The sequence below is a fragment of the Arthrobacter sp. TJ-263 genome, assembly GCF_058269155.1.
The window spans coordinates 1778060-1800859 of sequence record NZ_JBZCNE010000001.1 but is presented as its reverse complement, the minus strand read 5'-3'; the positions used below and the strand labels follow the sequence as shown (position 1 = coordinate 1800859).

Below are 22800 nucleotides of genomic sequence, written 5' to 3'. Positions count from 1 at the left end.
GGCCGGGCTCGGTGGACGACGCCGTCGCTGTCTTCGCTGGGATGGCGGAGGTCACAGGAGTTGCTCCCCTCTGAGGACCGAGATGATGAAGTCGCTCGACGTCTCCGGAGTGGTCTCGGGATCGACGCCTGCGGGCGGCGCCCAGGTCTGCTGGATGCCGGTGGAGACCTCGTTGTAGAACGGGGTCTGCGGACGGGGCGCCGCTGCTCGCAGGGAGTCCCTGATGGTCTCCGACATCGGGAAGGACTCCTCGATGCGCGGATCCTCGTAGGCCTCCGTGTTCGCCGGCGGGTTGCCGTTGGTGACGAAGTACTCGGCCTGGTTCTCGACCGAGACGATGCATTCGATGGCCTCGAAGGCCAGCTCCGGGTTGTCGCTCTTCGCTCCGACGCCGAGGTTGATGCCACCGAGCGGGGGTGCGGCCTCCTCGTCCTCCGTCATGCGCGGGTAGATGCCCCACGCGATGTCGTCGAGGACCGCCTGGTCCAGCGTGCCGGCCTCGACCGCGGCGACCGTGGCGGGCCAGACGAAGGGCCAATTGACCATGAAGGAGCCCGAATCACCCTGGAAACCGATGAGGGAGGCGTTCTCGTCCGCCGTGGGAAGGCCGGGACCGCCCAGGCCGTCCTCGCCGATGGTGGAGATCACGTCGGCCGCTGCGACGCCTGCGTCGGTGTCCAGCCCCAGTTCGATGGTCTGCGCCGTGGCCTCCGGGTCGACGAGGATCGATCCGCCGGCGGATTCGATGAGCGCGTTGACCCACACCGTCATGGATTCCCCCTGCTGGCCCTGTACCCCGAGGGTCTTGTCCTGGCTCCGGGCGGCCTCCATGACCTGCTCCCAGGTGACGGGTCCGCTCATGTCGAGGCCCGCGGCCTCGGCGACCGACTTCCGGTACCACAGGATCTGCGTGTTGGCCCAGAAGGGCACCGTGACGAGCTCGTCCTTCCAGGTCGCCCCGGCGATGGCACCCTCCACGACGTTGTCCGTGGTGGCCTCGGCGACGTCGTCGGGCACCGGCGCGAGGAATCCCGGCTCGGCCAGTTCGGGAACGAACGGTGGATCGAGGCTCATGATGTCCAGCGACGTGTCTCCCGCAGCGAGGCGGCGGGCGAGCTGTTCGCGCTGCGACGCGGCATCGTTCGGGAGGAGCGAGGTCTCGATGCGGTAGCGGCCCTCGGACTCGTCGCTGCATTTCTCGGCGATGGCGGCCTGACCGCCGGCATCGGGGTTGATGTACCAGGTCAGGCTGTTGTCGGCCTCCGCGGGGCCGCACCCGCTCATGGCCATCGTTCCGATCACCAGGCCCGCCAGAACGGCGGCCCTCGGTCGGCTCTTCACGGCATTGCGCGTTCTTCGACTAGTCGGCATTCGTACCGAGCCTCCACATCCTCGTAGACAACCCGGCTGACGGTTCAAGCGAATCGACAGCCTAAGCAAGCTTGCTTTTCGACCCTATGCCCTGCGGGCGGGATGCGCTAGGCAGCCTGCTTGGTGTTACAGGTCCGTGTCCGCGGCGGCGCCCCGGGAGAGCCGCTCAGCTGGAGACGGGGGAGACGGTGGTGTTGTCCAGGGCGAACGGGGGCCGCTCGAGACCCTCGGTGACGGCCTCGGCCGGATCGGACCCCAGGTCGACGATGCGGTTGTCCGCATCCACATGGACGATGGTGGGGGTGAACGCGCGCGCTTCCTCGGTGGTCATCTGCGCGTAGGCGATCAGGATGACCAGATCGCCGCGCTGCACGAGGTGCGCCGCGGCGCCGTTGATGCCGACCACCCCGGATCCCCGAGCGCCCGCGATGGTGTAGGTCTCGAGACGGGCGCCGTTCGTGATGTCCACGATCGACACGAGTTCACCGGGCAGGATGTCCGCGGCTTCGAGCAGGTCGAGATCCACGGTGACCGAACCGACGTAGTGCAGATCGGCATGCGTGACCGTGGCGCGGTGGATCTTGGACGCGAACATTGTGCGATTCATCGCCTCAAGGATACTGCCGATCCGGCCGGGCACGAGCAGGCCACCGGGTGTCCTTGGGCACACCCGGTGGGCCTCGGAGGCCCCACCGGGGGAGAACGGAGCGGGCGACGGGAATCGAACCCGCGTATCGAGCTTGGGAAGCTAGCGCTCTACCATTGAGCTACGCCCGCACGGCAGTTGAAACCGCTCCATCACCTTACAACAGTTCTTCCGGCTTGCCGTGCTCGGCCCCGCCGGGGCCGTCGGGGACTGGCGGGCCTCCCTCGTCCCGGCCCTGTGCGGGCGGGGTCCGCGGAGCCGCGCGGGCCCGGTCGATCAGTTCACGCCACGGCTCCGCCAGCCGACTCTCGGGCACCGACACCTCGGTGTAGCCGACCGTGATGCGGTAGGTGAAGCGGTCCCGTGCGGCGTCCGGCTGCCGCACGCCCTCCCCGGGTGATGCTTCCGCTTCCGCCTCGGCGAGCGGGAGCCAGCGCTGCTCGGCCTCCGCCCGGCTGACCTCCAGGCTCCACGTCCGCGTGAGCCCGCCGACGCCTCCCGAGCGGGTGATCCGGATCCTCACGGCAGGACGCCCACCGCGGACCACGCGCCGGCGACAGCACCGGCCTCGCGGCCGGCGGCCCCGAACCGCGCGCTCGCGGCGTCCGTCGTGGCGGCCGCGAACGTCCGGAAATCGCAGTCCGGCGGGATGTGCCCGCCGAGGACGGCGTCGTACCAGATCCGCCCGGCGCCCTCCCAGGCCGGGCCGCCCACGGCGGTGGCGGCGAGGTAGAAGGCATGGTTGGGGATCCCGGAGTTGATGTGCACCCCGCCGTTGTCCGACGCCGTCTCGACGTAGTCCGCCATCGTCGCGGGCTGGGGGTCCTTACCCAGCACGTCGTCGTCGTACGCCGTTCCCGGCGCCCTGAGCGACCGCAGGGCGACGCCCTGCACCTCCGCGGTGAAGAGGCCGGCGCCCACGAGCCAGGACGCCGAGGCCGCATCCTGGCCGAGCGTCCGCTGTTCCACGAGCACCCCGAAGACGTCCGAGAGTGATTCGTTCAGCGCGCCCGACTGGCCCTGGTACTCGAGGTTCGTGGAGTACTGGGTGAACCCGTGGGCGAGCTCGTGGCTGATGACCGTGAGGGACGCCGTGAAGCGGCCGAAGATCTCGCCGTCGCCGTCACCGAAGACCATGCGCTCGCCGTCCCAGAAGGCGTTGTCGTACCCGGTCCCGTAATGCACCGTGGCATCGAGGGCCATGCCGGCGCCGTCGATCGAGGAGCGCCCGTACACCTCGCTGAACAGCCGGTAGGTGGACCCCAGTCCGTCGTAGGCCTCGTCGGCGGCGGGATCGCCCGTCGCCGGGGCTCCCTCGCCCCGGACGAGGGAGCCGGGGAGCTCCTCCCGGCCGCCGGCGTCACGGATGCGGCGTATCAGCGTCCCGACGACGGCGGGCCGGCGGCGCACCGGCGCCCGCAGTGCCTCGGCGCGGGCGTGCCTCAGCGGATCCAGTTCCTGCAGGGCGTGGCGTGCTGCCTCGGCCGCGACGGCATGCCGTGCGTCCCGCAGGGCGGCGAGGCGCGTGAGAAGGTGCGGTGGGACGATGCTGCAGGGGATGCGCTGCAGGCTTCTCGGCATGGAGCCTCCTTCGACTGGTCCCCAAAGTAGACCGGGGGGCCGACATTCCGCACCGCGCGGCACGTAGGCTGGGCCGCATGAGCGTGGAGCGGAACACCCGGGATCTGGAGCAGGGCATCGAGCGGGACTTCTCGGACAAGATGAGCTACGGCTCGTACCTCGAGCTGGACCGGCTGCTCGACGCGCAGCACCCGGTCAGCTCGCCGGAGCACCACGACGAGATGCTGTTCATCATCCAGCACCAGACCTCCGAGCTGTGGCTGAAGCTCGTGCTCCACGAACTGCGCGCCGTCCGCCTGCACCTGCGGGCCGACGACCTGCGGGCCGCGATGAAGGGCATCGCCCGCATCAAGCACATCCAGCGGTCGCTGACCGAGCAGTGGTCCGTCCTGGCGACCCTCACGCCGTCCGAGTACGCCGAGTTCCGCGGCGACCTGGGGTCCTCGAGCGGGTTCCAGTCCTACCAGTACCGCGCCGTCGAGTTCCTGCTCGGCAACAAGAACGCCGCGATGATCGGGGTGTTCGACGCCGATCCGGTGGCGCGTGCCCTGCTCTCGGAACTCCTGGTGACGAGCAGCGTGTACGACGAGTTCATCGCCCTCCTGGCCCGGCGGGGCTACGCCGTCCCGGCGGACCTGCTCGCCCGCGACGTCAGTCTCGCCCACGAGTTCACGCCCGCGCTCGTCGCGGTCTACAAGCAGGTCTACGAGGATGCCGCGGGCCACTGGGACGTCTACGAGGCGTGCGAGGAACTCGTCGACCTCGAGGACAACTTCCAGCTGTGGCGCTTCCGGCACCTCAAGACCGTCGCGCGGACCATCGGGTTCAAGGCGGGGACGGGTGGCTCCTCGGGTGTCGGCTTCCTGCAGCGCGCGCTCGAACTCACGTTCTTCCCCGAACTCTTCGCCGTCCGAACGGAGATCGGACGCTGATCCGCAGCGGAGGACGACGCACGCCGGACTGGTAACTTTGGACGGTGCTGATCTCCGACCGCGACATCCGAGCAGAACTGGCAGCCCAGCGGATCGTCCTCGAACCGCTCGATCCCGCGATGGTGCAGCCCTCCAGCGTGGACGTCCGCATCGACCGCTACTTCCGGCTCTTCGACAACCACAAGTACGCGCACATCGACCCCGCCGAGGACCAGCCGGAGCTCACGCGGCTGGTCGAGGTGGCCCCCGACGAACCGTTCATCCTGCACCCGGGCGAATTCGTCCTCGGCTCCACCTACGAGACGGTCACGCTGCCCGACGACATCGCCGCACGCCTGGAGGGCAAGTCCTCGCTCGGCCGTCTCGGGCTGCTCACCCACTCCACCGCCGGGTTCATCGACCCCGGCTTCTCCGGCCACGTGACCCTCGAGCTGTCCAACATGGCCACCCTGCCGATCAAGCTGTGGCCGGGCTCCAAGATCGGCCAGCTGTGCTTCTTCAGGCTCACGTCCCCCGCGGAGCACCCCTACGGCTCGGGCGAGTACGGGAACCGCTACCAGGGCCAGCGGGGCCCGACGGCGTCGCGCAGCCACCTGAACTTCCACCGGACCCGCATCTGACCCGGAGGCTCAGGTCTCCGGCACGACGGCGCGCGTCACCTGCGCCGGGGGCCTGACGGGGAGCAGGAGCAGGAGCCCCGCGAGGAGGACCACGAGGATCCCGACCACGCCGTAGAGCTGCGAACCGAAGATCCCGATGCACAGCGCGAACAGCGCCGGTGCCAGGAAGCTGACGGCCCGGCCCGTCGTCGCATAGAGGCCGAACAGCTCCCCTTCGTCGCCGACGGGGGCGAGGCGCGCGAGATAGCCGCGGGAGGACGACTGCGCCGGGCCGACGAAGAGCGTCAGCAGCAGGCCGAAGACCCAGAACGTGGTGTCCGCGGTCCACTCCATGCCGAAGAAGGAATACGATCCGGTGCCGAGCACGAGGATCGCCGTCCCCGCCACCAGCAGGCCGATCAGGGCGCCGACGATGACCCGCTTGGGCCCGACGCGGTCGTCGAGGATCCCGCCGACGACCGCCCCGATCGCGGCGATCACGTTCGCCGCGATGGCGAAGACGATCACCATGCTCGTCGAGAAGCCGAAGGTCCCCGCCGCCAGGATGCCGCCGAAGGCGAAGACCGCCGCGAGCCCGTCCCGGAAGACGGCGCTGGCCAGCAGGAAGAAGATGGTGTGCGGGCTCTGGCGGTAGATGGCCTTCACGCGGCGCACCAGCAGACCGTAGGAGGCGAAGAATGCCACCTGGGCCGCCGCGGCCTTCCGGGGGACCTCCGGCACGGCGAACATCACGGGCAGGGCGAATGCCGCGAACCACAGCGCCGAGAAGACGGCGACGAGGCGGATGTTCAGTCCGTCCTCGCCGGAGGCCCCCGGCCAGTCGACGACGGGCTCGATGAAGACCACGAGGACCACCACGAGCGCGACGATGCCGCCCACGTAGCCCATGGCCCAGCCGAACCCGCTGACGCGCCCGATCGTCGCCGGCGTGGAGACCTGCGTCAGCATCGCGTTGTAGTTGACGCCCGCGAACTCGAAGAAGATGTTCGCCGCGGCGATGAGGGCGACGCCGAGGACGAGCATCTCCGGGCTGGGGAAGACGAAGTAGCACAGGGCCGTCAGGACGGCGACGATCGCGCTGTTCACCCCGAGCCAGAGCTTCCGGCGGCCACCGCTGTCGGAGCGCTGCCCGATGACGGGGGCGAGCAGGGCGATGAGCAGGCCCGCCGCCGCCAGACCCCACCCGAGCACCTGCGACGCGCGCGCCTCGCCGCCGAACGCGTCCGACGTGAGGTACACCGTGAACACGAACGTGGTCATCACGGCGTTGAAGGCGGCCGACCCCCAGTCCCACGACGCCCATGCCACGACGGGCCGGCTGAAGATGTGGCCGGAGCCGCGGGCGGGGGCGGGAGCGGCAGCAGGGGCCTCCGCCGGGAGCGGAAGCGGCTCATGGGTACTCATACGGGAAATGCTAACGCCGTATGATCCCCGTCACGCCGAGGCGCTCTGGCCCTGCGGGGGACGGCGCAAGCCGAGTAATACGGGAATGGTGCAGCATTTCCCCCGATAGACTGCTGGGAGCCCGACCTGCCCCCAGCGGAAGATCGAGACCCCATGCTCACCGTGCTGATCGCGATGTTCGCGCTGGCACTCGTGGCGCCCCTGATCTTCTCCCGGTTCGGACGATCGGCCTTCTTCGTCCTCGCGGCTGCGCCCGCCGCCGGTTTCGCCTGGCTCCTGACCGAGCTCCCGCAGGTCCTTGCCTCCGACCAGGAAGCGCCCAACGGCACTCCCGGTGCGCCGCCGTCGCTCACCATCCCCTGGATCCCCAGCCTCCAGATCGAGCTGTCCTTCCGCCTCGATGCCCTCGCGGCGGTCCTGTGCATCCTGATCCTGGGCGTCGGGGCCCTCGTCCTGTTCTACTGCGCGCGCTACTTCAAGAACGACGATCCGGACGTCGGCGCGTTCGGCGCCCAGCTCCTCGCCTTCGCCGCGGCGATGTTCGGGCTGGTCACCGCCGATGACCTGATCCTCATGTTCATCTTCTGGGAACTGACCACCATCCTGTCCTACCTGCTCATCGGGTACTCACGGCAGCGGCTCTCCGCCCGGCGCTCCGCCCTGCAGGCGCTGATCGTGACGACGTTCGGCGGCCTGGCGATGCTGGTGGGCCTGGTCGTCCTGGGACAGGAGGCCGGGACGTACCGCATCTCGGAGATCCTGGCCGATGCCGGGACCCTCGCGGCCGGCGGCCTGCTCATCGACGTGGCGATCGGCCTCGTGCTGGTCGGTGCCATCACGAAGTCGGCGCTCGTCCCCTTCCACTTCTGGCTGCCCGGGGCCATGGCCGCACCCACGCCCGTCAGCGCCTACCTGCACGCGGCGGCCATGGTCAAGGCCGGCGTGTTCCTCGTGGCGCGCTTCGCGCCCGGGTTCGCCGAGACCGCCTTCTGGTACCCCGTCATCTTCGGGCTCGGGATGGCCACCATGCTGCTCGGGGGCTGGCGGGCACTGCGGCAGTTCGACCTCAAGCTCGTGCTGGCCTACGGGACGGTGAGCCAGCTCGGCTTCCTGACCATGGTGGTCGGCCTCGGAGGGCGCGACGGCGCCGTCGCCGGCCTCGCGCTGCTCCTGGCGCACGGGTTCTTCAAGGCCACGCTCTTCCTGGTGGTCGGCATCATCGACCACCAGTCCGGCACGCGGGACCTGCGGGTCCTGTCCGGGGTGGGCGCCACCTCGCCGGCCCTGTTCGCCGTCGCCCTCGTCGCCGCCGGATCGATGGCCGGGGTGCCGCCGCTGCTGGGCTTCGTGGCCAAGGAGTCGGTCCTGGAGGCGTTCGTCCACCGGGCCGGGGACGGGACCGCCGGCATCCTCCTGCTCGGTGGCATCGTCCTCGGGTCCATCCTCACCTTCGCCTACAGCGCGCGCTTCGTGTGGGGCGCCTTCGCGCTGAAGCACGGCCAGCCGCGGACCCCGTTCAAGCGGGTCCGCACGTCCTTCCTGCTGGCGCCCGCCGTGCTCGCCGTCGCGTCCGTGCTGTTCGGGCTCTGGCCCGCGCCGCTCGACGCCGTCATCCAGCCGTATGCCACCCTGTTCCCGGCCGGCGGCGAGGCCCCCTACCTGGCCCTGTGGCACGGCTTCAACCTGCCCCTGCTGCTCTCGGCCGTCACGATCGCGGCTGGCACCGCGCTGTACCTGCTGCGCGCGCCGTTCGAACGGCTGCAGGGGCGTCTCCCGGAGGTCAGGGAGGCCGAGGTGGTCTACCGCGGGCTGATCGGTGTCCTCGACGACGTCGCCGTGTGGATCACGGGGCGCACGCAGCGCGGCTCGCTGTCCTTCTACCTCTTCGTTATCCTGACGACCGCCGTCGTCACCCCGCTCGCCGCCCTCATCCTGTTCGACGCCCCGCTGCCCTCGGACGTCAGGATCGCGGAGTCGCCGGCGCAGGTCGTCGTGGCGGCGGTCATCATCGTGGGCATCATCGCCGCGCTCCGGTCCACGAAGCGGTTCATGGCCGTCCTGATGGTCGGGATCACCGGGTACGGCATGGCGGCGATCTTCGCGCTGCACGGCGCTCCCGATCTCGCCCTCACCCAGATGCTCGTCGAGACGATCGTGCTCGTCGCCTTCGTCCTCGCCCTGCGCTCCCTGCCGGCCCGGCTCTGGAACCGCGCCGGGAGCCGGCACCGCGTGCTGCGGGCCGGGCTCGGTCTGGCCTTCGGCGGCATCATGGCCGTGATCGCGATGTCCGCCATGGCGTCGCGCAACGCGGCGCCCATCTCCCTCGCCTACCCGGAGATGGCCTATGACGACGGCGGTGGCGCCAACGCGGTCAACGTCCTGCTCGTCGACATCCGCGCGTGGGACACCTTCGGCGAGATCACCGTCCTCGCGATCGCCGCGACCGGGATCGCGAGCCTCATCTTCGTCCGCGGGCGCGGCGACACCCGGCGCAGGGCCCACGACGTCGAGGACGGCTCGGTGGACCGGCGCCAGGAACCGCTGGACGCGGGCGGCCGGGCCGGCGCCGCCCGGGAGCTCGCGGCGCGGTTCACCGACGTCGCCCGCGACCCCTGGCTCGTGGCGGGCCGCACCCTCGCGCCCGAGCGCCGGTCCATCATCTTCGAGGTCATCACCCGGCTGCTCTTCCACACCATCATCGTGCTGTCCGTCTACCTGCTCCTCGCCGGCCACAACCTCCCGGGCGGTGGCTTCGCCGGCGGGCTCACCGCAGGGCTCGCCCTCGCCATCCGCTACCTGGCGGGCGGCCGGTTCGAGCTGGCCGAAGCCAGCCCGATCAGCGCCGGCGCGCTGCTGGGGATCGGGCTCGCGATCGTCTCCCTCACGGCGGCCGCGCCCCTGCTGATCGGCGGCGCGGTGCTGGAGAGCTACATCCTCGAGTTCTGGCTGCCGGTCTTCGGGGACGTGAAGTTCGTGACGTCGACCATCTTCGATATCGGGGTCTACATCATCGTCGTCGGTCTGGTCCTGGACGTCCTGCGCAGCCTCGGCTCGGAGATCGACGAGCGCAGCGAGGCGGAGGAACCCGTCCGGGAGGCCTCCGGGTCCGATGCGCCCGTCCCGCCCGCCGTCGAAGGAGTCCAGCCGTGACCGTCAACCTCACGCTGATCGTGCTCATGGCGGCGTTTTTCGCCGCCGGGATCTACCTGCTGCTCGAACGGAGCCTGACCCGCGTGCTGCTCGGCCTGATCCTCCTCGGCAACGGTGCGAACATCCTGATGCTCGCCATGAGCGGGGGCGGCGGGACGTCGCCGCTCTACGTCGCGGGGACCCCCGCGGAGGACTACACGGACAGCCTGCCGCAGGCCCTGATCCTGACGGCGATCGTCATCACGTTCGCGGTCACCGCCTTCATGCTCGGCATCATCTACCGTTCGTGGGTCCTCGGCCGCGAGGACGACGTCCAGGACGATCCCGAGGATCGCCGCGTCGCGGACCAGAGCAGCTACGACTGGGAGGACGACGCCGACGTCGTCGCGGAGACCTCGGAGTTCTTCGACGACGACGACGCGGACCCCACCGTCCGTCGCGGATCCACCGCCCGCGACGGCGCGGCGACGCTCGACGTGGGCGCCGCTCGGGGCGAGCATGATCCCGCGCCCCGGACGCGCCGACCGGGGGATCCCCGGTGATCGCCGCCGATCTGGCCCCCCTCGCGATCGTCCTGCCGTTCCTCGGAGCGGCGGTCACCTTCCTGCTCATCCGCCACTCCCGGGCGCAGCGCGCCGTCAGCATCTCGACCCTCACCGTGACCCTGATCATCGAGGTGCTGATGCTGCTCGCCGCCCCCTCCACGGGGACCCACGCAGTGAGGCTCGGCGGGTGGGAGCCGCCGTTCGGCATCGTGCTCGTGGTGGACCAGTTCTCCGCCCTGATGCTCGTGGTGTCCTCCGCCATCAGCCTCGCGGTGCTGATCTACGCAGCAGGCCAGGGCATGGCCGACGGCGACGAGGACGGGCCGGTCTCGATCTTCCATCCCACCTACCTGATCCTCGTGGCCGGGGTGTCCAACGCCTTCCTGACGGGCGATCTCTTCAACCTGTACGTCGGCTTCGAGATCCTGCTGACCGCGAGCTACGTCCTCATGACCCTGGGCGGCACCGCGCCGCGCATCCGGGCCGGGGTGACCTACGTCGTCGTCAGCGTGGTGTCCTCCATGCTGTTCCTGATCAGTATCGCGATGATCTACGGGGCGACCGGAACGGTCAACATGGCGGATCTCGCGGTGAAGCTGGAGACGGTGGACCCGGCGACGCAGCTGGTGCTCCACCTCATGCTGCTCGTCGCCTTCGGCATCAAGGCTGCGGTCTTCCCGCTCTCCTTCTGGCTGCCGGACTCGTATCCGACCGCGCCCGCCCCGGTGACCGCCGTGTTCGCCGGCCTGCTGACCAAGGTGGGCGTCTACGCGATGGTCCGGGTCGAGACGCTCCTCTTCCCCGGGGACCGCATCAATTCGCTCCTGATGATCGTCGCGCTGCTCACGATGGTGGTGGGCATCCTCGGGGCGCTCGCCCAGTCCGACATCAAGCGGCTCCTGTCCTTCACCCTCGTCAGCCATATCGGCTACATGGTCTTCGGGCTGGCGATCTCCTCACGGATCGGCCTCGGGGCCGCGGTCTACTACGTGGCCCACCACATCACCGTGCAGACGAGCCTCTTCCTCGTCACCGGACTGATCGAGCGTCGGGGCGGGACGGCGAACGTCGACCGCCTCGGGGGACTGGCGAAGCTCTCACCGCTCCTCGGCATCCTGTTCTTCCTGCCGGCCATGAACCTCGCCGGCATCCCTCCGTTCTCGGGCTTCCTCGGCAAGCTCGGGCTCATCCAGGCCGGCGTGGAGCTCGGGACACCGCTCGCCTACGCGCTGGTCGCCGGGGGAGTGCTGACGAGCCTGCTGACCCTCCTGGTCATGGCCCGGGTCTGGAACCGGGCGTTCTGGCGCAGCCCGGACGACGCCGAGGACCCGGATCCCATCCTGCTCGCGAGCAAGGCCGACGGCTCCAGCGTGGGCACCTCACGCCATGTCACGGGCGAGGACACCGGTCGCTTCGCGGGCAAGGATCCCGTGACGCTCCTGCCGCGCACCATGACGGGCCCGACGATCGGCCTCGTCGCCCTCGGGCTCGGCCTGATGGTCCTCGCCGGGCCGCTCTTCGCCCTGAGCGACGACGCCGCCCAGGAGATGCTCGACCGGACCCCCTACATCGAGGCCGTCCTCGGGCCGGGGGCGGACGGATGAGCCGTCAGCGCATCCCCCTCATCACGGAGCTGCCGCTCGTCATCTGGCTCATCCTCGTCTGGGGGGCGCTGTGGCAGGACTTCAGCCCGGGCAACCTCGTGTTCGGGGCGATCATCGCGTACGCCGTCGTGAACTTCTTCTACCTGCCGCCGGTCGAGCTGACGGGTCGGTTCAACGTGCTGTGGGTCGTCCCGTTCCTCGGACGGTTCCTGTACCGGCTGGTGGTCGCGAGTGCCGAGGTGTTCTGGCTGGCCGTCACGCGGGGGCCTTCCCTCAGGAGTGCCGTGGTGGCCGTGCAGCTCCGCAGCCGCTCGGACTTCCTCGTCACGGCCACGGGTCACGCGATCTCACTGATCCCCGGGTCCCTCGTCCTGGAGGTCGACCGCTCCACCTCGACCCTCTACCTCCACTGCCTCCACATCCGGTCCGACGAGGACGCCGAGGCCATCCGCCGGGACGTCCGGGCCACGGAGGTCTGGCTCATCCGGCTCATGGGGAGCCGGACGGACCTCGACGCCCTCACAGCAGAGGAGGCACGCCGATGACGACCGTCGTCTATGTCGCCGGTGGAATACTGGCGATCGCCGTCCTGCTGGCCCTGTACCGGGCCGTCCGCGGGCCGTCGATCCTCGACCGCGTCCTCGCGCTCGACGTCGTCCTGGCGGTCGTGGGCGCGGGCCTGGTCCTGAACATGGTGGTGGGCGGCCACCTCGACAACCTCGTGCTGCTCGTCACCATCTCGCTCATCGGGTTCATCGGCTCCGTCACCGTCGCCCGCTTCGTCACCGACAGGAAGTGACGCCATGATCAACGATGTGATCGTGTCGGTCCTCCTGATCGGCGGGGCGCTCATGTCCCTGGCAGCGGGGATCGGCCTCGTGCGCTTCCCGGATCTGCTCTCCCGCATGCACGCCGCGACCAAGCCGCAGGTCCTCGGACTGCTGCTGTTCCTCCTCGCGCTCGCCGTCGAGTTCGAGAGCTGGGCGCTCGTCCCGGTGCTGGTGCTGTGCTGGATCTTCCAACTGCTCACCAGCCCCGTGTCGGCGCACATGGTGGGCCGGGCCGGCTACCGCACGCGGCACCTGCGGCGGGACCTGCTCACCCTCGACGAGCTCGACGACGTCGTGGCGCGAGCCGCCGAGGGTGACCCCGCGGGACCGGACCGCACCGAGGCCACACGCCGGGAGGCCGGGGGCGGCACGGCCTGACCGGCCCGGCCGAGGTCATACTCGGGTGAATTCCCTCCAAGCTGATGCTGTCCGCGCCGTGGAGGAATACCATGGACGCCCCGCGTCCCTGCACCCGATCCGGTAGCGCATCGACGTGTCGCCGAACCCTGTGGGCAGTCCCACGAAGGAGGTAGTGCGGAGATGACGACGATCCATGACAGCGAAGCGGGCCGGCGGACCATCCACGCCCTGAACGCCCTGCGCGCCCGGTTGCTCGGGTCCCTCATCGAGCCGGAAGATCCGCTCTACGAGGACGCCCGGAAGATCTGGAACGGAATGATCGATCTGTACCCCCGGGCCGTCGTCCGGGCGGGCTCGGTGGCGGACATCGACGCCGTCCTCGCCACGGCCAGGGACACCGGGCTGCCCCTGGCCCTGCGAGGAGGCGGCCACAACATCGCGGGCCACAGCACCGTGGACGGCGGACTCGTGCTGGACCTGGGCGGCCTCCGGGGCATCACGGTCGATGCCCGGCGGCTCCTGGTGACGGTCGAGCCCGGGGCGACCCTGGCGGACGTGGATCGGGCCACTGTCGGCCACGGTCTCGCCGTCCCCCTCGGGGTGATCAGTGGCACCGGGGTGGCCGGGCTGACGCTGGGCGGGGGTGTGGGCTGGTTGACCCGCTCCTGTGGCCTGTCCCTCGACGCCCTCGTCTCCGCCGAGATCGTCACAGCGGAGGGGGAGCACGTGCGCGCCAGTGAGCAGGAGAACCCGGAGCTGTTCTGGGGGCTTCGCGGTGGGGGCGGGAACTTCGGCGTGGTCTCCGCTTTCACCTTCCGCGCCCGGCGGCTGCCGCCGGCCATCCTGGGCGGCAACTTCTTCTACCGGCGTCCGCGCTGGAAGGAGGCGCTGGGCGCCTTCGACGGGTGGGCGACGGGCCTGCCGGAGGAGATGACTCCCATCATCTCCTTCCTGGTGTTCCCGCCGGAGTTCGGCCTGGGGGACGAGGCGTGGATGGTCGTCGGGTTCGCGTGGGCCGGCGAGGACCATCGGCCCGGTCTGGACCTCGTCGAGCAGCTGAGGGGCGCTGCGCCCCCGGACGAGGAGGAGGTGGGCGCCACCACGTGGCTGGAGTGGCAGGCGGCCATGGACGGGGTGTTCCCTCGGGGTTCCCGCGGCTACTTCAAGAATCTGTCCTTCTCCCGGCTGGACGACGACGTGATCGACGTCCTCGTGGGTTTCCTCTCCGAGATCGCCTGGACGGGAACCGGCATCGATCTCCACCTGATGGAGGGGGCGTTCGGCCGGGTTCCCGAGGACGCGACGGCCTTCCCCAATCGCTCGGCCCGGTACTGGTTCAACATCTACGGCTTCTGGCAGGACCCGGGCGAGGACGCGAGGCTGACAGCCTTCACGCGCAGGGCCTATTCACTCATGCAGCCCTACGCCGAGCACGGACAGTACGTCAATTTCATGGGCGCCGAGGCCGGGATCGACGCGCGGGAGGCCGCACTGCAGACCTACGGCCCGGGCGCCTTCGACCGATTGGTGGAGCTGAAGGACCGGTACGATCCGCTCAACCTCTTCCGCCGCAACCACAACATCCCACCGAGTCGCGGCTGAGGGACGCTCCCGGGCCGGATCCAGGCCGCGGGACGTGGCCCCGCTTGTCAAGCCGCCGGGAGACCGTCCGTCGGGGCCTCTCTCTGGTCCAGGGAACGGTAAGGTGGCTGATGATTACTCGGGAACGGCATGGGAGGGAGGTCCGGCAGGATGTTGCAGCGCAGCGCGGTCGTCATCGAGGACGACGCCGACATCCGCCGGTTGCTCGTCATCGTGCTGTCCGGGCGGAAGTTCGAGGTTCACGAGGCCGGCACCGGAGCGGAGGGGCAACGCCTCGTCGACGCGGTCCAGCCCGATCTCATCACGCTCGACCTCAATCTGCCGGACGTGGACGGTCTCGACCTCTGCCCTCGGCTTCGGGCCCATTCGGACGCGCACATCCTCACGATCTCCGCGCGGCCCCCGCAGCTCACCGAGGAGCAGTGCCTGACGGCGGGTTCCGACCAGTTCATGGCGAAGCCCTTCAGCCCGCGCGCGCTCCGCGCCTACCTCGACGACATCCTCCCCGTCCTCGACGCCGCGTAGCGCGAGGACGGCGCTGCCGCTCGTCGCGAGCATCTAGCGGGCCCTGACGACGGGCAACTCCGACCACTTCGTCGTGTAGTGGGGCGAGAGCATGTCCCGCTTCATGGTCCAGTCGGACCCGGCCTTCAGCCCGGCGTGCCCGAGTCCGATGGCCGAGCGCCCGAAGCGCCGGCCGACGTCCTGCAGGAGAGGCCCCGTGTCCGTGAGTACCGGGCCGTCAGCGGGCAGCAGCGTGTCCTGGGCGCCCGCGGGCCGGAGGTCGGTGACGGTCACGCCAGCGCGGATGTACGGCACGCCCTCCTCGATGAGGGGCAGGAGCGTGTCCGCGGCACGCGACAGTTCGAGGGGATCCGCCGTATGCGCGGGAAGGGGGACGCAGATCGTGGGTGTGCTCTTCCGGCCGTCGCCGAAGGGAGACGTGGCAGCGAAGGCCGTGATGACCCGCCCCTGCAGGTGCTTCCTGGCCAGGCGGGAGGCAGCGCCCTGCGCGTAGACGCTGAGGGCCTGGTGCATCGCGTCCCGGGTACTCACCGGCGTCCCGAAGGACCGGGAGTAGAGGACCTGCTCGTTGCCGGTGGACTCGCGTCCCGTGATGCAGGGGGTGCCCTGTAGTTCCAGGACGGTCCGCATCAGCACCACCGAGAAGCGCTTGCGGATGGCCACGGGGTCCGCGGCAGCGAGGTCCCATGCCGAGTCGATCCCGATCGCGCCCAGTCTCCGGGCGTTCTTCGCCCCGACGCCCCAGACGTCCGAGACCGCGAGCCGCCGGAGCAGGGAGCGCCGGTTCTCCTCGGGGACGAGGCCCCAATGACATACGCCGTCGAACTCCGGATTGCCCTTGGCCCAGCGGTTGGCGAGCTTGGCCAGGGTCTTGGTCGGCGCGATCCCCACGCACACGGGCAGCCCGACGTTGCGGCGTACAGCGGCCCTGATCTCCGTGCCGGCGCGCCGCTGGGCTTCCAGCGGCCCGGAGAGGGTCAGGAAGGCCTCGTCGATGCTGTAGATCTCGAGGTTCCCGGTGTAGCGGCCGAGCAGCTCCATGACGCGGGCGCTCAGATCGCCGTAGAGTTCGTAGTTGCTCGAGCGCACCTGCAGGCCCCACGCGCGCGCCTGGCCGGCGATACTGAACCACGGCGTGCCCATCGTGATGCCGAGGGCCTTCGCCTCCGGACTCCGCGTGATCACGCAGCCGTCGTTGTTCGAGAGCACCACGAGGGGGCGGCCGTCGAGCGACGGGTCGAACGCCCGCTCGGCGGAGACGTAGAAGTTGTTGACGTCGACGAGCGCGATACTGCTGCCGCGCTCAGACACGGTGCAGGCACCGGGTGGCGACGCCCCAGATCACCAGGGAATCGGGATCGGGGACGGGGATGGGCCGGTGGTCCGGGCTCGCGGCGACGAGCGACACCCCGGAGGATGCGATGCGGATCCGCCGGATGACGAGCTCGCCGTCGAGCACGGCGATGACCACCGAGCCGTCCCGCGGGCGCAGGGCGCGGTCGACGATCAGCTCGTCGCCGTCGGAGATCCCGGCGCCGTCCATGGCGTTCCCGGACACCCGGACGATGTACGTGCTCGTGATGTCCCTGATGAGGTGCCGGTTGAGGTCGATCCGGTCCTCGAACCAGTCCTGTGCGGGAGAGGCGTATCCCGACGGCATGAGCGAGCCGTCCTCGGCCCTGCCGACCGGTCGGCCCAGCGCCGCCCCGGAACCATCCATCTCCCTGCTCCTCCCCGCCGTCGTCCCGCCGTCGGCTGCCCGCCGTCGGTTGCCCGCCGACGCGTCGCCGGCCCGTCGGGACCGTGCCCGTCTTCGAAGCCTAGGCGGTGCCACCGACGCTGCCACCGACGCCGCCGGGCCCATGGCTCAGCGGGGTCAGGGGTGCTGTCCCGGGCACGTTGTTCCGGAGCAGTCGGAGCTGCCGCACAGCCCATGCGAAGACGACGACGACGAGAAGGTTGCGTGCCGAGAGGAGTAGCGCGACGCCGGGGTCCAGCGCCTCATGGAGCTGGGTGTAGAAGATCGGGTACACGAGGGTGGTCAGGACGGCGATCAGGACCATCAGGGCGCTCGGGACGATCCATCGACGGCCGTTCAGGGCGACGCCCACCGAGACCACGGCGACCAGCCAGATCATGAACTGGGGGGAACCTACCTTGTTGAAGACGATCAGGGCGCCGACGACGGCGAGGGTGCCGGTGGCGAGAAGCTCAGCACGGTCGGCTCCTTTCTTCAGCGCGGCCACCATGAGCAGGGCGATGGACGCCACCGCGAGGCACAGGAAGGCGTCCATCCAGGCGGCCAGGGGTTCCGCGAGGGAGCCGCGGATCTCCAGGGTGTGGATCTCGGCGTTGAACTCCACGGTGGTCGCGCCGGCGAGAATCGCCTGCCAGAGGCCGGGTGTCGCGAGGGGTGCCTCGAGCTGCATCCCCCGCTCGCCCTGCGTCGACAGGAAGCCGAAGACGTTTCCGACTCCACCCCTGGACGCGGCGGTTCCGACGATCACCCCGGACACCAGGAGGCCTGCAAGGAGGACCCGCACCCTCGCCTTCGCCGTCATGAGCAGCGCCAGCACGGCCGCTGCGGGCCAGACCTTGATCCAGGTCGCCAGCGACAGGACGGAGGACGCGACGACCGGGTACGCGGCCGCGAGGACCAGCCCGACGACGACGAGAGGGCCCGTGACACCGTCCACGCGGGAGAAGGCGACCGGCCCGAGGATCGCGGTGAGGGACATCCAGAGATAGGCGGCCTGCCACCCGTAGCGCGTGGAGCTGCTGGTCAGCAGTGCCAGCACGGCGGTCAGGTTGAGCACCAGGCACAGCAGGAACCACCCGAGCATGTAGAGCTGGTGCCCGAGCAGGCCGGACACGATCATCGGGAGCATGGCGGCGGCCGGGTACACCCAGGCATCATCGATTCCCAGCCAGATGCCTGTGCTGAAGCCGTGGAACGCCCAGTGGCGGTACAGGATCACATCGCCGTAGGTCTCGCCGGCGATGATCCGGGGAAGGAGCAGGGCGAAGGAGAGGATGTGGACTGCGGTGAAGACCGCGAGCACCGAGGATCTCCGGGCCCACCGTGCGGTGAGGTCCGGGCGTGGCGGGGTCATGGGGGGGCTTCCTGCTGATAACGACCGGGCTGCACCACGATAGCAGCCGGTCCGCGTCGGCCTGGAGGAGGAGTCGCACGCGGGCCATCACCCGAGGAGGTCGAGCCGACGAGCGGCCCGAGGACCAGGCGGTCAGCGCAGGCGGCTTCGCCAGTCCGCAGGGACGCGCCCTGCCGGTCCGGGCACCGGCTGGTCCGCCGGGCGGCTGGTGGGCTCGGCCAGTGCCGGGCCGTCGACGAACTCCTGCGTCCGGTAGTCCCAGAACCAGTCCTCGCCCGGCTCGAAGGACGTGGCCACCGGGTGCTCCGCCGCTGCCGCATGCGCGGAAGCGTGCCGGGACGGGGAACTGTCGCAGCACCCCACCTGCCCGCAGGCGGCGCACCGGCGCAGGTGGACCCACCAGCCGCCTGCGGCGTCGCACTCCCTGCAGCCGGTGCCGGAGGGGACCGCGCTCGTATCGATGGCGTCCGTCATGATCGTCCTTCCTTCTCGACCGGACGGGCAGTGGGGGAGTACGCCCGCATCGCTTCGAAGGCGGGAACCGCCTCCGCGGGCGCGGCCGCGGCGGCCACGAACCCGTCGGGTCGCACGAGGTAGAGCAGGCCTGCCCTGAGCGGAGTGGATCCGGTCGCTGCAAACGTGTGGAGGGGGAGTCCCAACTCGTCGGCCGCGACGCCGGCTTCCCGCGCCGCAGCGTCGTCCGCCGCGTACAGGTGCAGTTGCCAGGTGGAGGACCGGAGCGCCTCGACGTTGTCACCGGTCCAGGGCAGGCGGCGGCCGACGACGGCGTCGCGGCGGCCCCGCCGGCCCGGGGGAGAACCGTCCATGCGGTAGTGGATGCGCACCTGGCCGAGGTACCCTGCGAGGCGACGGCCGATCGGCAGGCGGGGCAGGACGGCGACCGCGACGGGTACCACCACCCGCGGCACGAAGCGGCGCACCAGGACCGCCGTCCCCGACGTGGACGTGACCCCGCGGAAGACGGTGTCCGTCGTCTGCAGGAGGCGCACGGCCACCGGCCGGCGCTCGGCCTCGTAGCGGTCGAGGAGTGGCTCGGGGGCACGCCCGGACACGACGTCGTCGAGCTTGAACGCGAGGTTGTGGGCGTCCTGGAGCCCCGTGTTCATGCCCTGCGCGCCGACCGGGGAATGGACGTGGGCCGCGTCGCCGGCGAGGAACACCGCGCCGGTCCGGAAGTGCGCTGCGATCCGGTGGTGCACACGGTAGGTGGAGATCCAGCGGGAATCCTCGTACGTGACGCCGAAGACCTCGGCCATGCGGCGGCGTGCGAAGTCCTCGGTGATGGCCGGGGCGTCGTCATCGCCGGCGATACCGATCAGGCGCTGCCCGGTCCTGCCGTCATCGGCGGGCCGCATGGGGAACGCGAGGAGGAATGCGGTGGCGCCCAGGCGGACATTGATGGACGCGGGGATCAGCCCGCCGACGCCCACCGCGTCCACGAGGTAGAAGCTCTGCCGGCTGGTCGTCCCCTCGAAGGCCGTGCCGCACAGGGACCGGACGGTGGAGGACGCCCCGTCGCAGCCGACGGCGAAGCGCGCGCGGATCGTCGAGGACCCGTCAGGACCGTCGACGACGGCGTGGACGCCGCCGTCGGCCTGCTCCAGGGAGGACAGCCGGTGCCGCCACCGCACGGATCCACCGAGTGCGCGCAGGTTGTCGCCGAGGATGCGCTCGTTGGCGCTCTGCTCCAGGATGTAGATGCCGGGGTACGGCGTGATGCCCCGGCCCAGCCTCGCGAGCGGGACGGCCGCGAAGGAGGCATGCTCGAAGCCCTGCCGGATGGACTGCACGCGCACGGCCTCGGCCAGCACGCGGTCGACGACGCCGAGCTGGTCGTAGATCTCCATCGACCGTGAATGCACCCCGAGGGCCCGGGACTCCACGGTCGGTCCGTCCTTGCCGTCGACCACCGCGATGCGCACCCCCAGCTTCACCAGCCAGTTCGCCAGCATCAGGCCCGTGGGACCCGCGCCGACCACGAGCACGTCGACGTTCTCCTGAGCTGCGCCCTCGTGCGTCATGGTCGTCTCCCGGTGATCCGTTCAGCGTTCGAGCATGGTGCAGACACACGCCCGGTTGCCCTCGGCGTCCGCCAGCACCGTGAAGGCTGGCGCCGCGTCGTCATCGACCACGGTGCCCCCGGCGGCGACGGCGGCGGCGATGCGAACGTCCGCGGCGTCGTGCGGCACCCACACATCGAGGTGGAAGCGCTGCCGCGGGGTCTCGTGCGCATCCGTGTGCTGGAACCACAGGAGCGGCACCCGCCCTCCCGGGTCCGCGACGTCGTCCCCGTCCACCGCGCCGGCGTCGCCGGCCAGCAGGGCCGCCCAGAACGGACCGATGGCGGCCACGTCGGCCGTGTCGAGGGCGAGCTCGACGACGGCGGGCGCCGCGGGATCGGCTGCGACGCCCCGCTCGGCGGCGGCTGCGCTGATCCGGCGGGCGAGGTCCACGTCCCGCTCCGTCACCCCGGACGCGTCATGGCTCAGGAGCTTCACGTCGACGTGCGGGTACGTCAGGACGACGTCGGGGTGGTGGCCTGCGTCCTCCGCGAGTTCGCCGATGGCCGAGACGAGCGCGAGGCCCGAGGCGAAGTCGCGCGTCAGGAAGCGGGCGTGCAGTGCCTGCGCGAGCTTGCGCCAGTCAACCAGGCCGGCATCGAGGATCTGCTGCGTGGTGAGGAGGGTCATGCGGCCAGTATGCCGCGTGACCGCATCCGGGAGAAGGGACTCCAAGGTTGGGCTGCCATACTGCAGGATGCCCACCCTCAGGATCCACCCGGGCCTCGGCGTGCTCGCCACCCGCTTCGACGGCGACCTCAGGGAGCGGCTGCGGGCCGCCGTGGTCAACCCGCAGCTCCTCCTGGCGGCCAAGGCGGCCCTCGCCGCGTCACTCGCCTGGACGATCGCCCAGGCCATTCCCGGGACGCCCGCAGAGTACCCGTACTACGCCCCGCTGGGTGCCCTGCTGGCGATCTACCCGACGGTGGCCGGCACCGTCAAGCTCGGCCTGCAGACCGTCATCGGGCTCACGATCGGGATCCTCCTCGCGTACGTCGCGGTGTGGGCGGGAGATCCGAACTGGCTGACCATCGCCTTCGTCGTCGGGATCGGCGTGCTCCTCAGCGGGGTGCTCAAGAGAACGGCCGGCGGCGGGTCGGGCATCGCCTCCGCGGGATTGTTCGTGCTCGTCATCGGGAACGAGAACCTGGGGTACTCGCTGGGGTATCTGGTCCAGACCCTCGTGGGCGTGGGCGTGGGCCTCGCGGTCAGTGCGCTCATCCTGCCCCCGCTCCACCTCAATGACGCGGTCGGCCGGATGAGCAGCCTGCGCAGGACGGCGGCACGCCAGCTCCAGGAGATGGGCGAGGCGCTCGAGGAGGACTGGGCGGGGGACGACCCGCGGTGGGCGGAACGCCGCGACGCCCTCACGGCGTCCGTCCGGAACGCGCGGAGCGCCCTCCAGTACGCGAACGAGAGCCGGAAGGGCAACGTCCGGCGGCGCTTCCACCCCCGGGACCTGCGCGGCGACTACCGCCACGTCGAGGTCCTGGAGATCGTCGCCTCGCACACCCTGAACATCACCAACATGCTGCAGGACGGTCTCCACGGGACGGCGACCGAGCAACCCCTCCCGGAGTCGGTCCGCGTGCCCCTGCAGGCGGCCTTCACCGCGACCGGGAACGTGCTGGACCTGTGGACGGTCGACGAGAACGACGACGAGGCCCTCGGCGAGGCCGAGCGGATCCTGAAGGTCCTCGAGACCGCGGCCTACGAGTCCTCGTCCGAGACCGTCCCCTTCGGGTCGGCCGCCGCGATCGGCATGAACCTGCACCGCATCCTGCAGACCGTCAAGCCGGAGTTGCGCAGCACGGCGCAGTCCTGACCCGGACGCGGGGAAGGGCGCCCCGAAGAGCGCCCTTCCCCGATCCCATGCGGCTCAGGTGAGATCGCGGGTCTTGGCGAACCGCTCGATGGCCTTCTGCGTGGACCGGTTGGTCAGCACCTGGATGGTGGTGCTGACCGCACCCGAGATGATGGCGAACACCAGCGCGGAGCGGAGCGTGTTCTCCAGGCCGTCCTTGCTCTTGGGCGGCGCCTCACCGGTGATCTTCTCCCACAGGAAGTCGACGAGCTTCGTCCCTACGAAGCCCGCGCCGACGCTCATGCCGACACCGAGCAACTTGAACACCACAGTCATGGTTTCTCCTTCTCATCCGAATAGTCCTGCAGCTAGCCTAGTCGGGCTCCGCTCGCTCTGCGGGTGCGGGTCGCGGAGCGGCGAAGACCGGCAGGCGGCATCCCGATCCGCCGGTGTAGGATCGGGAGCGCTCAAGCAACACACGACAGGGGAGCGCCGATCCGCAGCATGCTGCCGGACCGGGCGCTGAGAGTGCGGACCGCCGCAGACCCTCGAACCTGATCCGGTTAGTACCGGCGAAGGGAGTCGAGTTCTCAGGGTGTCCGGCAACCGTGCACCCTCCCCTCCTGCAACCC

General features: G+C 70.3%; 23 protein-coding genes, 1 tRNA gene and 1 riboswitch. Of the genes, 11 read left to right on the top strand and 13 right to left on the bottom strand.

What is annotated here, in order from left to right:
- Nucleotides 1-51: 51 nt before the first annotated feature.
- From AC4D2F_RS08550 to AC4D2F_RS08530, 5 genes are all read right to left on the bottom strand, one after another.
- On the bottom strand, nucleotides 52-1371 hold the full coding sequence (locus AC4D2F_RS08550; protein WP_490910174.1) for an extracellular solute-binding protein: 1320 nt from the start codon (nucleotides 1369-1371) through the stop codon (nucleotides 52-54).
- 166 nt (nucleotides 1372-1537) lie between these two features.
- Nucleotides 1538-1978 carry an aspartate 1-decarboxylase gene (gene panD / locus AC4D2F_RS08545; RefSeq protein ID WP_490910173.1) on the bottom strand — a complete coding sequence of 147 codons (441 nt, stop codon included), beginning with the start codon at nucleotides 1976-1978 and terminating at the stop codon, nucleotides 1538-1540.
- A 99-nt stretch (nucleotides 1979-2077) separates the two neighbouring features.
- A tRNA-Gly gene (locus tag AC4D2F_RS08540) sits at nucleotides 2078-2148 on the bottom strand.
- Between the two features lie 26 nt (nucleotides 2149-2174).
- On the bottom strand, nucleotides 2175-2540 hold the full coding sequence (locus AC4D2F_RS08535) for a protealysin inhibitor emfourin (protein WP_490910172.1): 366 nt from the start codon (nucleotides 2538-2540) through the stop codon (nucleotides 2175-2177).
- Entirely contained in the window at nucleotides 2537-3598 is a 1062-nt protein-coding gene (locus tag AC4D2F_RS08530; RefSeq protein ID WP_490910171.1) for a M4 family metallopeptidase, read from the bottom strand. Before AC4D2F_RS08530 ends, AC4D2F_RS08535 begins: the two co-directional genes overlap by 4 nt.
- Nucleotides 3599-3675: 77 nt before the next feature.
- On the opposite strand from AC4D2F_RS08530, the gene AC4D2F_RS08525 reads away from it, so the two are divergent.
- Together AC4D2F_RS08525 and dcd are read left to right on the top strand one after the other, a co-directional pair.
- Nucleotides 3676-4530, top strand: coding sequence for a tryptophan 2,3-dioxygenase (locus AC4D2F_RS08525; protein ID WP_104167914.1), 855 nt, complete (start codon nucleotides 3676-3678; stop codon nucleotides 4528-4530).
- A gap of 44 nt (nucleotides 4531-4574) precedes the next feature.
- A complete protein-coding gene (dcd, locus tag AC4D2F_RS08520) occupies nucleotides 4575-5150 on the top strand; it encodes a dCTP deaminase (RefSeq protein ID WP_104167915.1) in 576 nt (191 codons plus the stop codon).
- A 9-nt stretch (nucleotides 5151-5159) separates the two neighbouring features.
- Here the strand turns inward: dcd and AC4D2F_RS08515 are convergent, their stop codons facing one another.
- Nucleotides 5160-6554, bottom strand: coding sequence for an MFS transporter (locus AC4D2F_RS08515; RefSeq protein WP_490910170.1), 1395 nt, complete (start codon nucleotides 6552-6554; stop codon nucleotides 5160-5162).
- A 153-nt stretch (nucleotides 6555-6707) separates the two neighbouring features.
- Between AC4D2F_RS08515 and AC4D2F_RS08510 the strand changes: the two genes are divergently transcribed.
- The 8 genes from AC4D2F_RS08510 (at nucleotide 6708) to AC4D2F_RS08475 (ending at nucleotide 15170) form a co-directional block, all read left to right on the top strand.
- The gene (locus AC4D2F_RS08510; protein WP_490910169.1) at nucleotides 6708-9704 is read left to right on the top strand and encodes a Na+/H+ antiporter subunit A; all 2997 of its coding nucleotides are present in this window, start codon (nucleotides 6708-6710) and stop codon (nucleotides 9702-9704) included.
- Nucleotides 9701-10246, top strand: coding sequence for a Na(+)/H(+) antiporter subunit C (locus AC4D2F_RS08505; protein ID WP_490910168.1), 546 nt, complete (start codon nucleotides 9701-9703; stop codon nucleotides 10244-10246). Before AC4D2F_RS08510 ends, AC4D2F_RS08505 begins: the two co-directional genes overlap by 4 nt.
- Nucleotides 10243-11853 (top strand): Na+/H+ antiporter subunit D, encoded by a 1611-nt coding sequence (locus AC4D2F_RS08500; protein ID WP_104167919.1) that lies wholly within the window; start codon nucleotides 10243-10245, stop codon nucleotides 11851-11853. Before AC4D2F_RS08505 ends, AC4D2F_RS08500 begins: the two co-directional genes overlap by 4 nt.
- Entirely contained in the window at nucleotides 11850-12398 is a 549-nt protein-coding gene (locus tag AC4D2F_RS08495) for a Na+/H+ antiporter subunit E (protein WP_490910167.1), read from the top strand. The genes AC4D2F_RS08500 and AC4D2F_RS08495 overlap by 4 nt, the downstream gene beginning before the upstream one ends.
- Nucleotides 12395-12652, top strand: coding sequence for an MrpF/PhaF family protein (locus tag AC4D2F_RS08490; RefSeq protein WP_490910166.1), 258 nt, complete (start codon nucleotides 12395-12397; stop codon nucleotides 12650-12652). Before AC4D2F_RS08495 ends, AC4D2F_RS08490 begins: the two co-directional genes overlap by 4 nt.
- Nucleotides 12653-12656: 4 nt before the next feature.
- Complete coding sequence (mnhG, locus tag AC4D2F_RS08485) at nucleotides 12657-13061, top strand: monovalent cation/H(+) antiporter subunit G (protein WP_490910165.1); 405 nt, start codon at nucleotides 12657-12659, stop codon at nucleotides 13059-13061.
- A 162-nt stretch (nucleotides 13062-13223) separates the two neighbouring features.
- Nucleotides 13224-14645 carry an FAD-binding oxidoreductase gene (locus AC4D2F_RS08480; protein WP_490910164.1) on the top strand — a complete coding sequence of 474 codons (1422 nt, stop codon included), beginning with the start codon at nucleotides 13224-13226 and terminating at the stop codon, nucleotides 14643-14645.
- A gap of 150 nt (nucleotides 14646-14795) precedes the next feature.
- Nucleotides 14796-15170, top strand: a complete 375-nt coding sequence (locus AC4D2F_RS08475) for a response regulator transcription factor (protein ID WP_490910163.1) — start codon at nucleotides 14796-14798, stop codon at nucleotides 15168-15170.
- Between the two features lie 33 nt (nucleotides 15171-15203).
- Here the strand turns inward: AC4D2F_RS08475 and AC4D2F_RS08470 are convergent, their stop codons facing one another.
- The 6 genes from AC4D2F_RS08470 to AC4D2F_RS08445 form a co-directional block, all read right to left on the bottom strand.
- Nucleotides 15204-16481, bottom strand: coding sequence for a Y-family DNA polymerase (locus AC4D2F_RS08470; RefSeq protein WP_490910162.1), 1278 nt, complete (start codon nucleotides 16479-16481; stop codon nucleotides 15204-15206).
- A complete protein-coding gene (locus AC4D2F_RS08465; RefSeq protein WP_490910535.1) occupies nucleotides 16474-16830 on the bottom strand; it encodes a LexA family protein in 357 nt (118 codons plus the stop codon). The genes AC4D2F_RS08470 and AC4D2F_RS08465 overlap by 8 nt, the downstream gene beginning before the upstream one ends.
- Before the next feature lie 160 nt (nucleotides 16831-16990).
- Complete coding sequence (locus AC4D2F_RS08460) at nucleotides 16991-18283, bottom strand: glycosyltransferase 87 family protein (RefSeq protein ID WP_104167936.1); 1293 nt, start codon at nucleotides 18281-18283, stop codon at nucleotides 16991-16993.
- A gap of 132 nt (nucleotides 18284-18415) precedes the next feature.
- Entirely contained in the window at nucleotides 18416-18757 is a 342-nt protein-coding gene (locus tag AC4D2F_RS08455) for a UBP-type zinc finger domain-containing protein (protein ID WP_490910161.1), read from the bottom strand.
- A complete protein-coding gene (locus AC4D2F_RS08450; RefSeq protein WP_490910160.1) occupies nucleotides 18754-20325 on the bottom strand; it encodes an FAD-dependent monooxygenase in 1572 nt (523 codons plus the stop codon). Before AC4D2F_RS08450 ends, AC4D2F_RS08455 begins: the two co-directional genes overlap by 4 nt.
- A gap of 21 nt (nucleotides 20326-20346) precedes the next feature.
- Nucleotides 20347-20994, bottom strand: coding sequence for a 4a-hydroxytetrahydrobiopterin dehydratase (locus AC4D2F_RS08445; RefSeq protein ID WP_490910159.1), 648 nt, complete (start codon nucleotides 20992-20994; stop codon nucleotides 20347-20349).
- Nucleotides 20995-21061: 67 nt separating this feature from the next.
- Here AC4D2F_RS08445 and AC4D2F_RS08440 point away from each other — a divergent pair, with 67 nt between their 5' ends.
- The gene (locus AC4D2F_RS08440; RefSeq protein ID WP_490910158.1) at nucleotides 21062-22189 is read left to right on the top strand and encodes an FUSC family protein; all 1128 of its coding nucleotides are present in this window, start codon (nucleotides 21062-21064) and stop codon (nucleotides 22187-22189) included.
- A gap of 54 nt (nucleotides 22190-22243) precedes the next feature.
- On the opposite strand, the gene AC4D2F_RS08435 is transcribed toward AC4D2F_RS08440, so the two are convergent.
- The gene (locus AC4D2F_RS08435; RefSeq protein WP_104167941.1) at nucleotides 22244-22504 is read right to left on the bottom strand and encodes a DUF4235 domain-containing protein; all 261 of its coding nucleotides are present in this window, start codon (nucleotides 22502-22504) and stop codon (nucleotides 22244-22246) included.
- Between the two features lie 137 nt (nucleotides 22505-22641).
- Nucleotides 22642-22766, top strand: a riboswitch (TPP riboswitch).
- Nucleotides 22767-22800: the final 34 nt, after the last annotated feature.

Coding starts and splice junctions, on each gene's coding strand:
- AC4D2F_RS08550 (WP_490910174.1), bottom strand. CDS start 1,371: ATGCCGACTAGTCGAAGAACGCGCAATGCCGTGAAGAGCCGACCGAGG.
- panD (WP_490910173.1), bottom strand. CDS start 1,978: ATGAATCGCACAATGTTCGCGTCCAAGATCCACCGCGCCACGGTCACG.
- AC4D2F_RS08530 (WP_490910171.1), bottom strand. CDS start 3,598: ATGCCGAGAAGCCTGCAGCGCATCCCCTGCAGCATCGTCCCACCGCAC.
- AC4D2F_RS08525 (WP_104167914.1), top strand. CDS start 3,676: ATGAGCGTGGAGCGGAACACCCGGGATCTGGAGCAGGGCATCGAGCGG.
- AC4D2F_RS08515 (WP_490910170.1), bottom strand. CDS start 6,554: ATGAGTACCCATGAGCCGCTTCCGCTCCCGGCGGAGGCCCCTGCTGCC.
- AC4D2F_RS08510 (WP_490910169.1), top strand. CDS start 6,708: ATGCTCACCGTGCTGATCGCGATGTTCGCGCTGGCACTCGTGGCGCCC.
- AC4D2F_RS08495 (WP_490910167.1), top strand. CDS start 11,850: ATGAGCCGTCAGCGCATCCCCCTCATCACGGAGCTGCCGCTCGTCATC.
- AC4D2F_RS08490 (WP_490910166.1), top strand. CDS start 12,395: ATGACGACCGTCGTCTATGTCGCCGGTGGAATACTGGCGATCGCCGTC.
- mnhG (WP_490910165.1), top strand. CDS start 12,657: ATGATCAACGATGTGATCGTGTCGGTCCTCCTGATCGGCGGGGCGCTC.
- AC4D2F_RS08480 (WP_490910164.1), top strand. CDS start 13,224: ATGACGACGATCCATGACAGCGAAGCGGGCCGGCGGACCATCCACGCC.
- AC4D2F_RS08475 (WP_490910163.1), top strand. CDS start 14,796: ATGTTGCAGCGCAGCGCGGTCGTCATCGAGGACGACGCCGACATCCGC.
- AC4D2F_RS08465 (WP_490910535.1), bottom strand. CDS start 16,830: ATGCCGTCGGGATACGCCTCTCCCGCACAGGACTGGTTCGAGGACCGG.
- AC4D2F_RS08460 (WP_104167936.1), bottom strand. CDS start 18,283: ATGACCCCGCCACGCCCGGACCTCACCGCACGGTGGGCCCGGAGATCC.
- AC4D2F_RS08455 (WP_490910161.1), bottom strand. CDS start 18,757: ATGACGGACGCCATCGATACGAGCGCGGTCCCCTCCGGCACCGGCTGC.
- AC4D2F_RS08450 (WP_490910160.1), bottom strand. CDS start 20,325: ATGACGCACGAGGGCGCAGCTCAGGAGAACGTCGACGTGCTCGTGGTC.
- AC4D2F_RS08445 (WP_490910159.1), bottom strand. CDS start 20,994: ATGACCCTCCTCACCACGCAGCAGATCCTCGATGCCGGCCTGGTTGAC.
- AC4D2F_RS08440 (WP_490910158.1), top strand. CDS start 21,062: ATGCCCACCCTCAGGATCCACCCGGGCCTCGGCGTGCTCGCCACCCGC.
- AC4D2F_RS08435 (WP_104167941.1), bottom strand. CDS start 22,504: ATGACTGTGGTGTTCAAGTTGCTCGGTGTCGGCATGAGCGTCGGCGCG.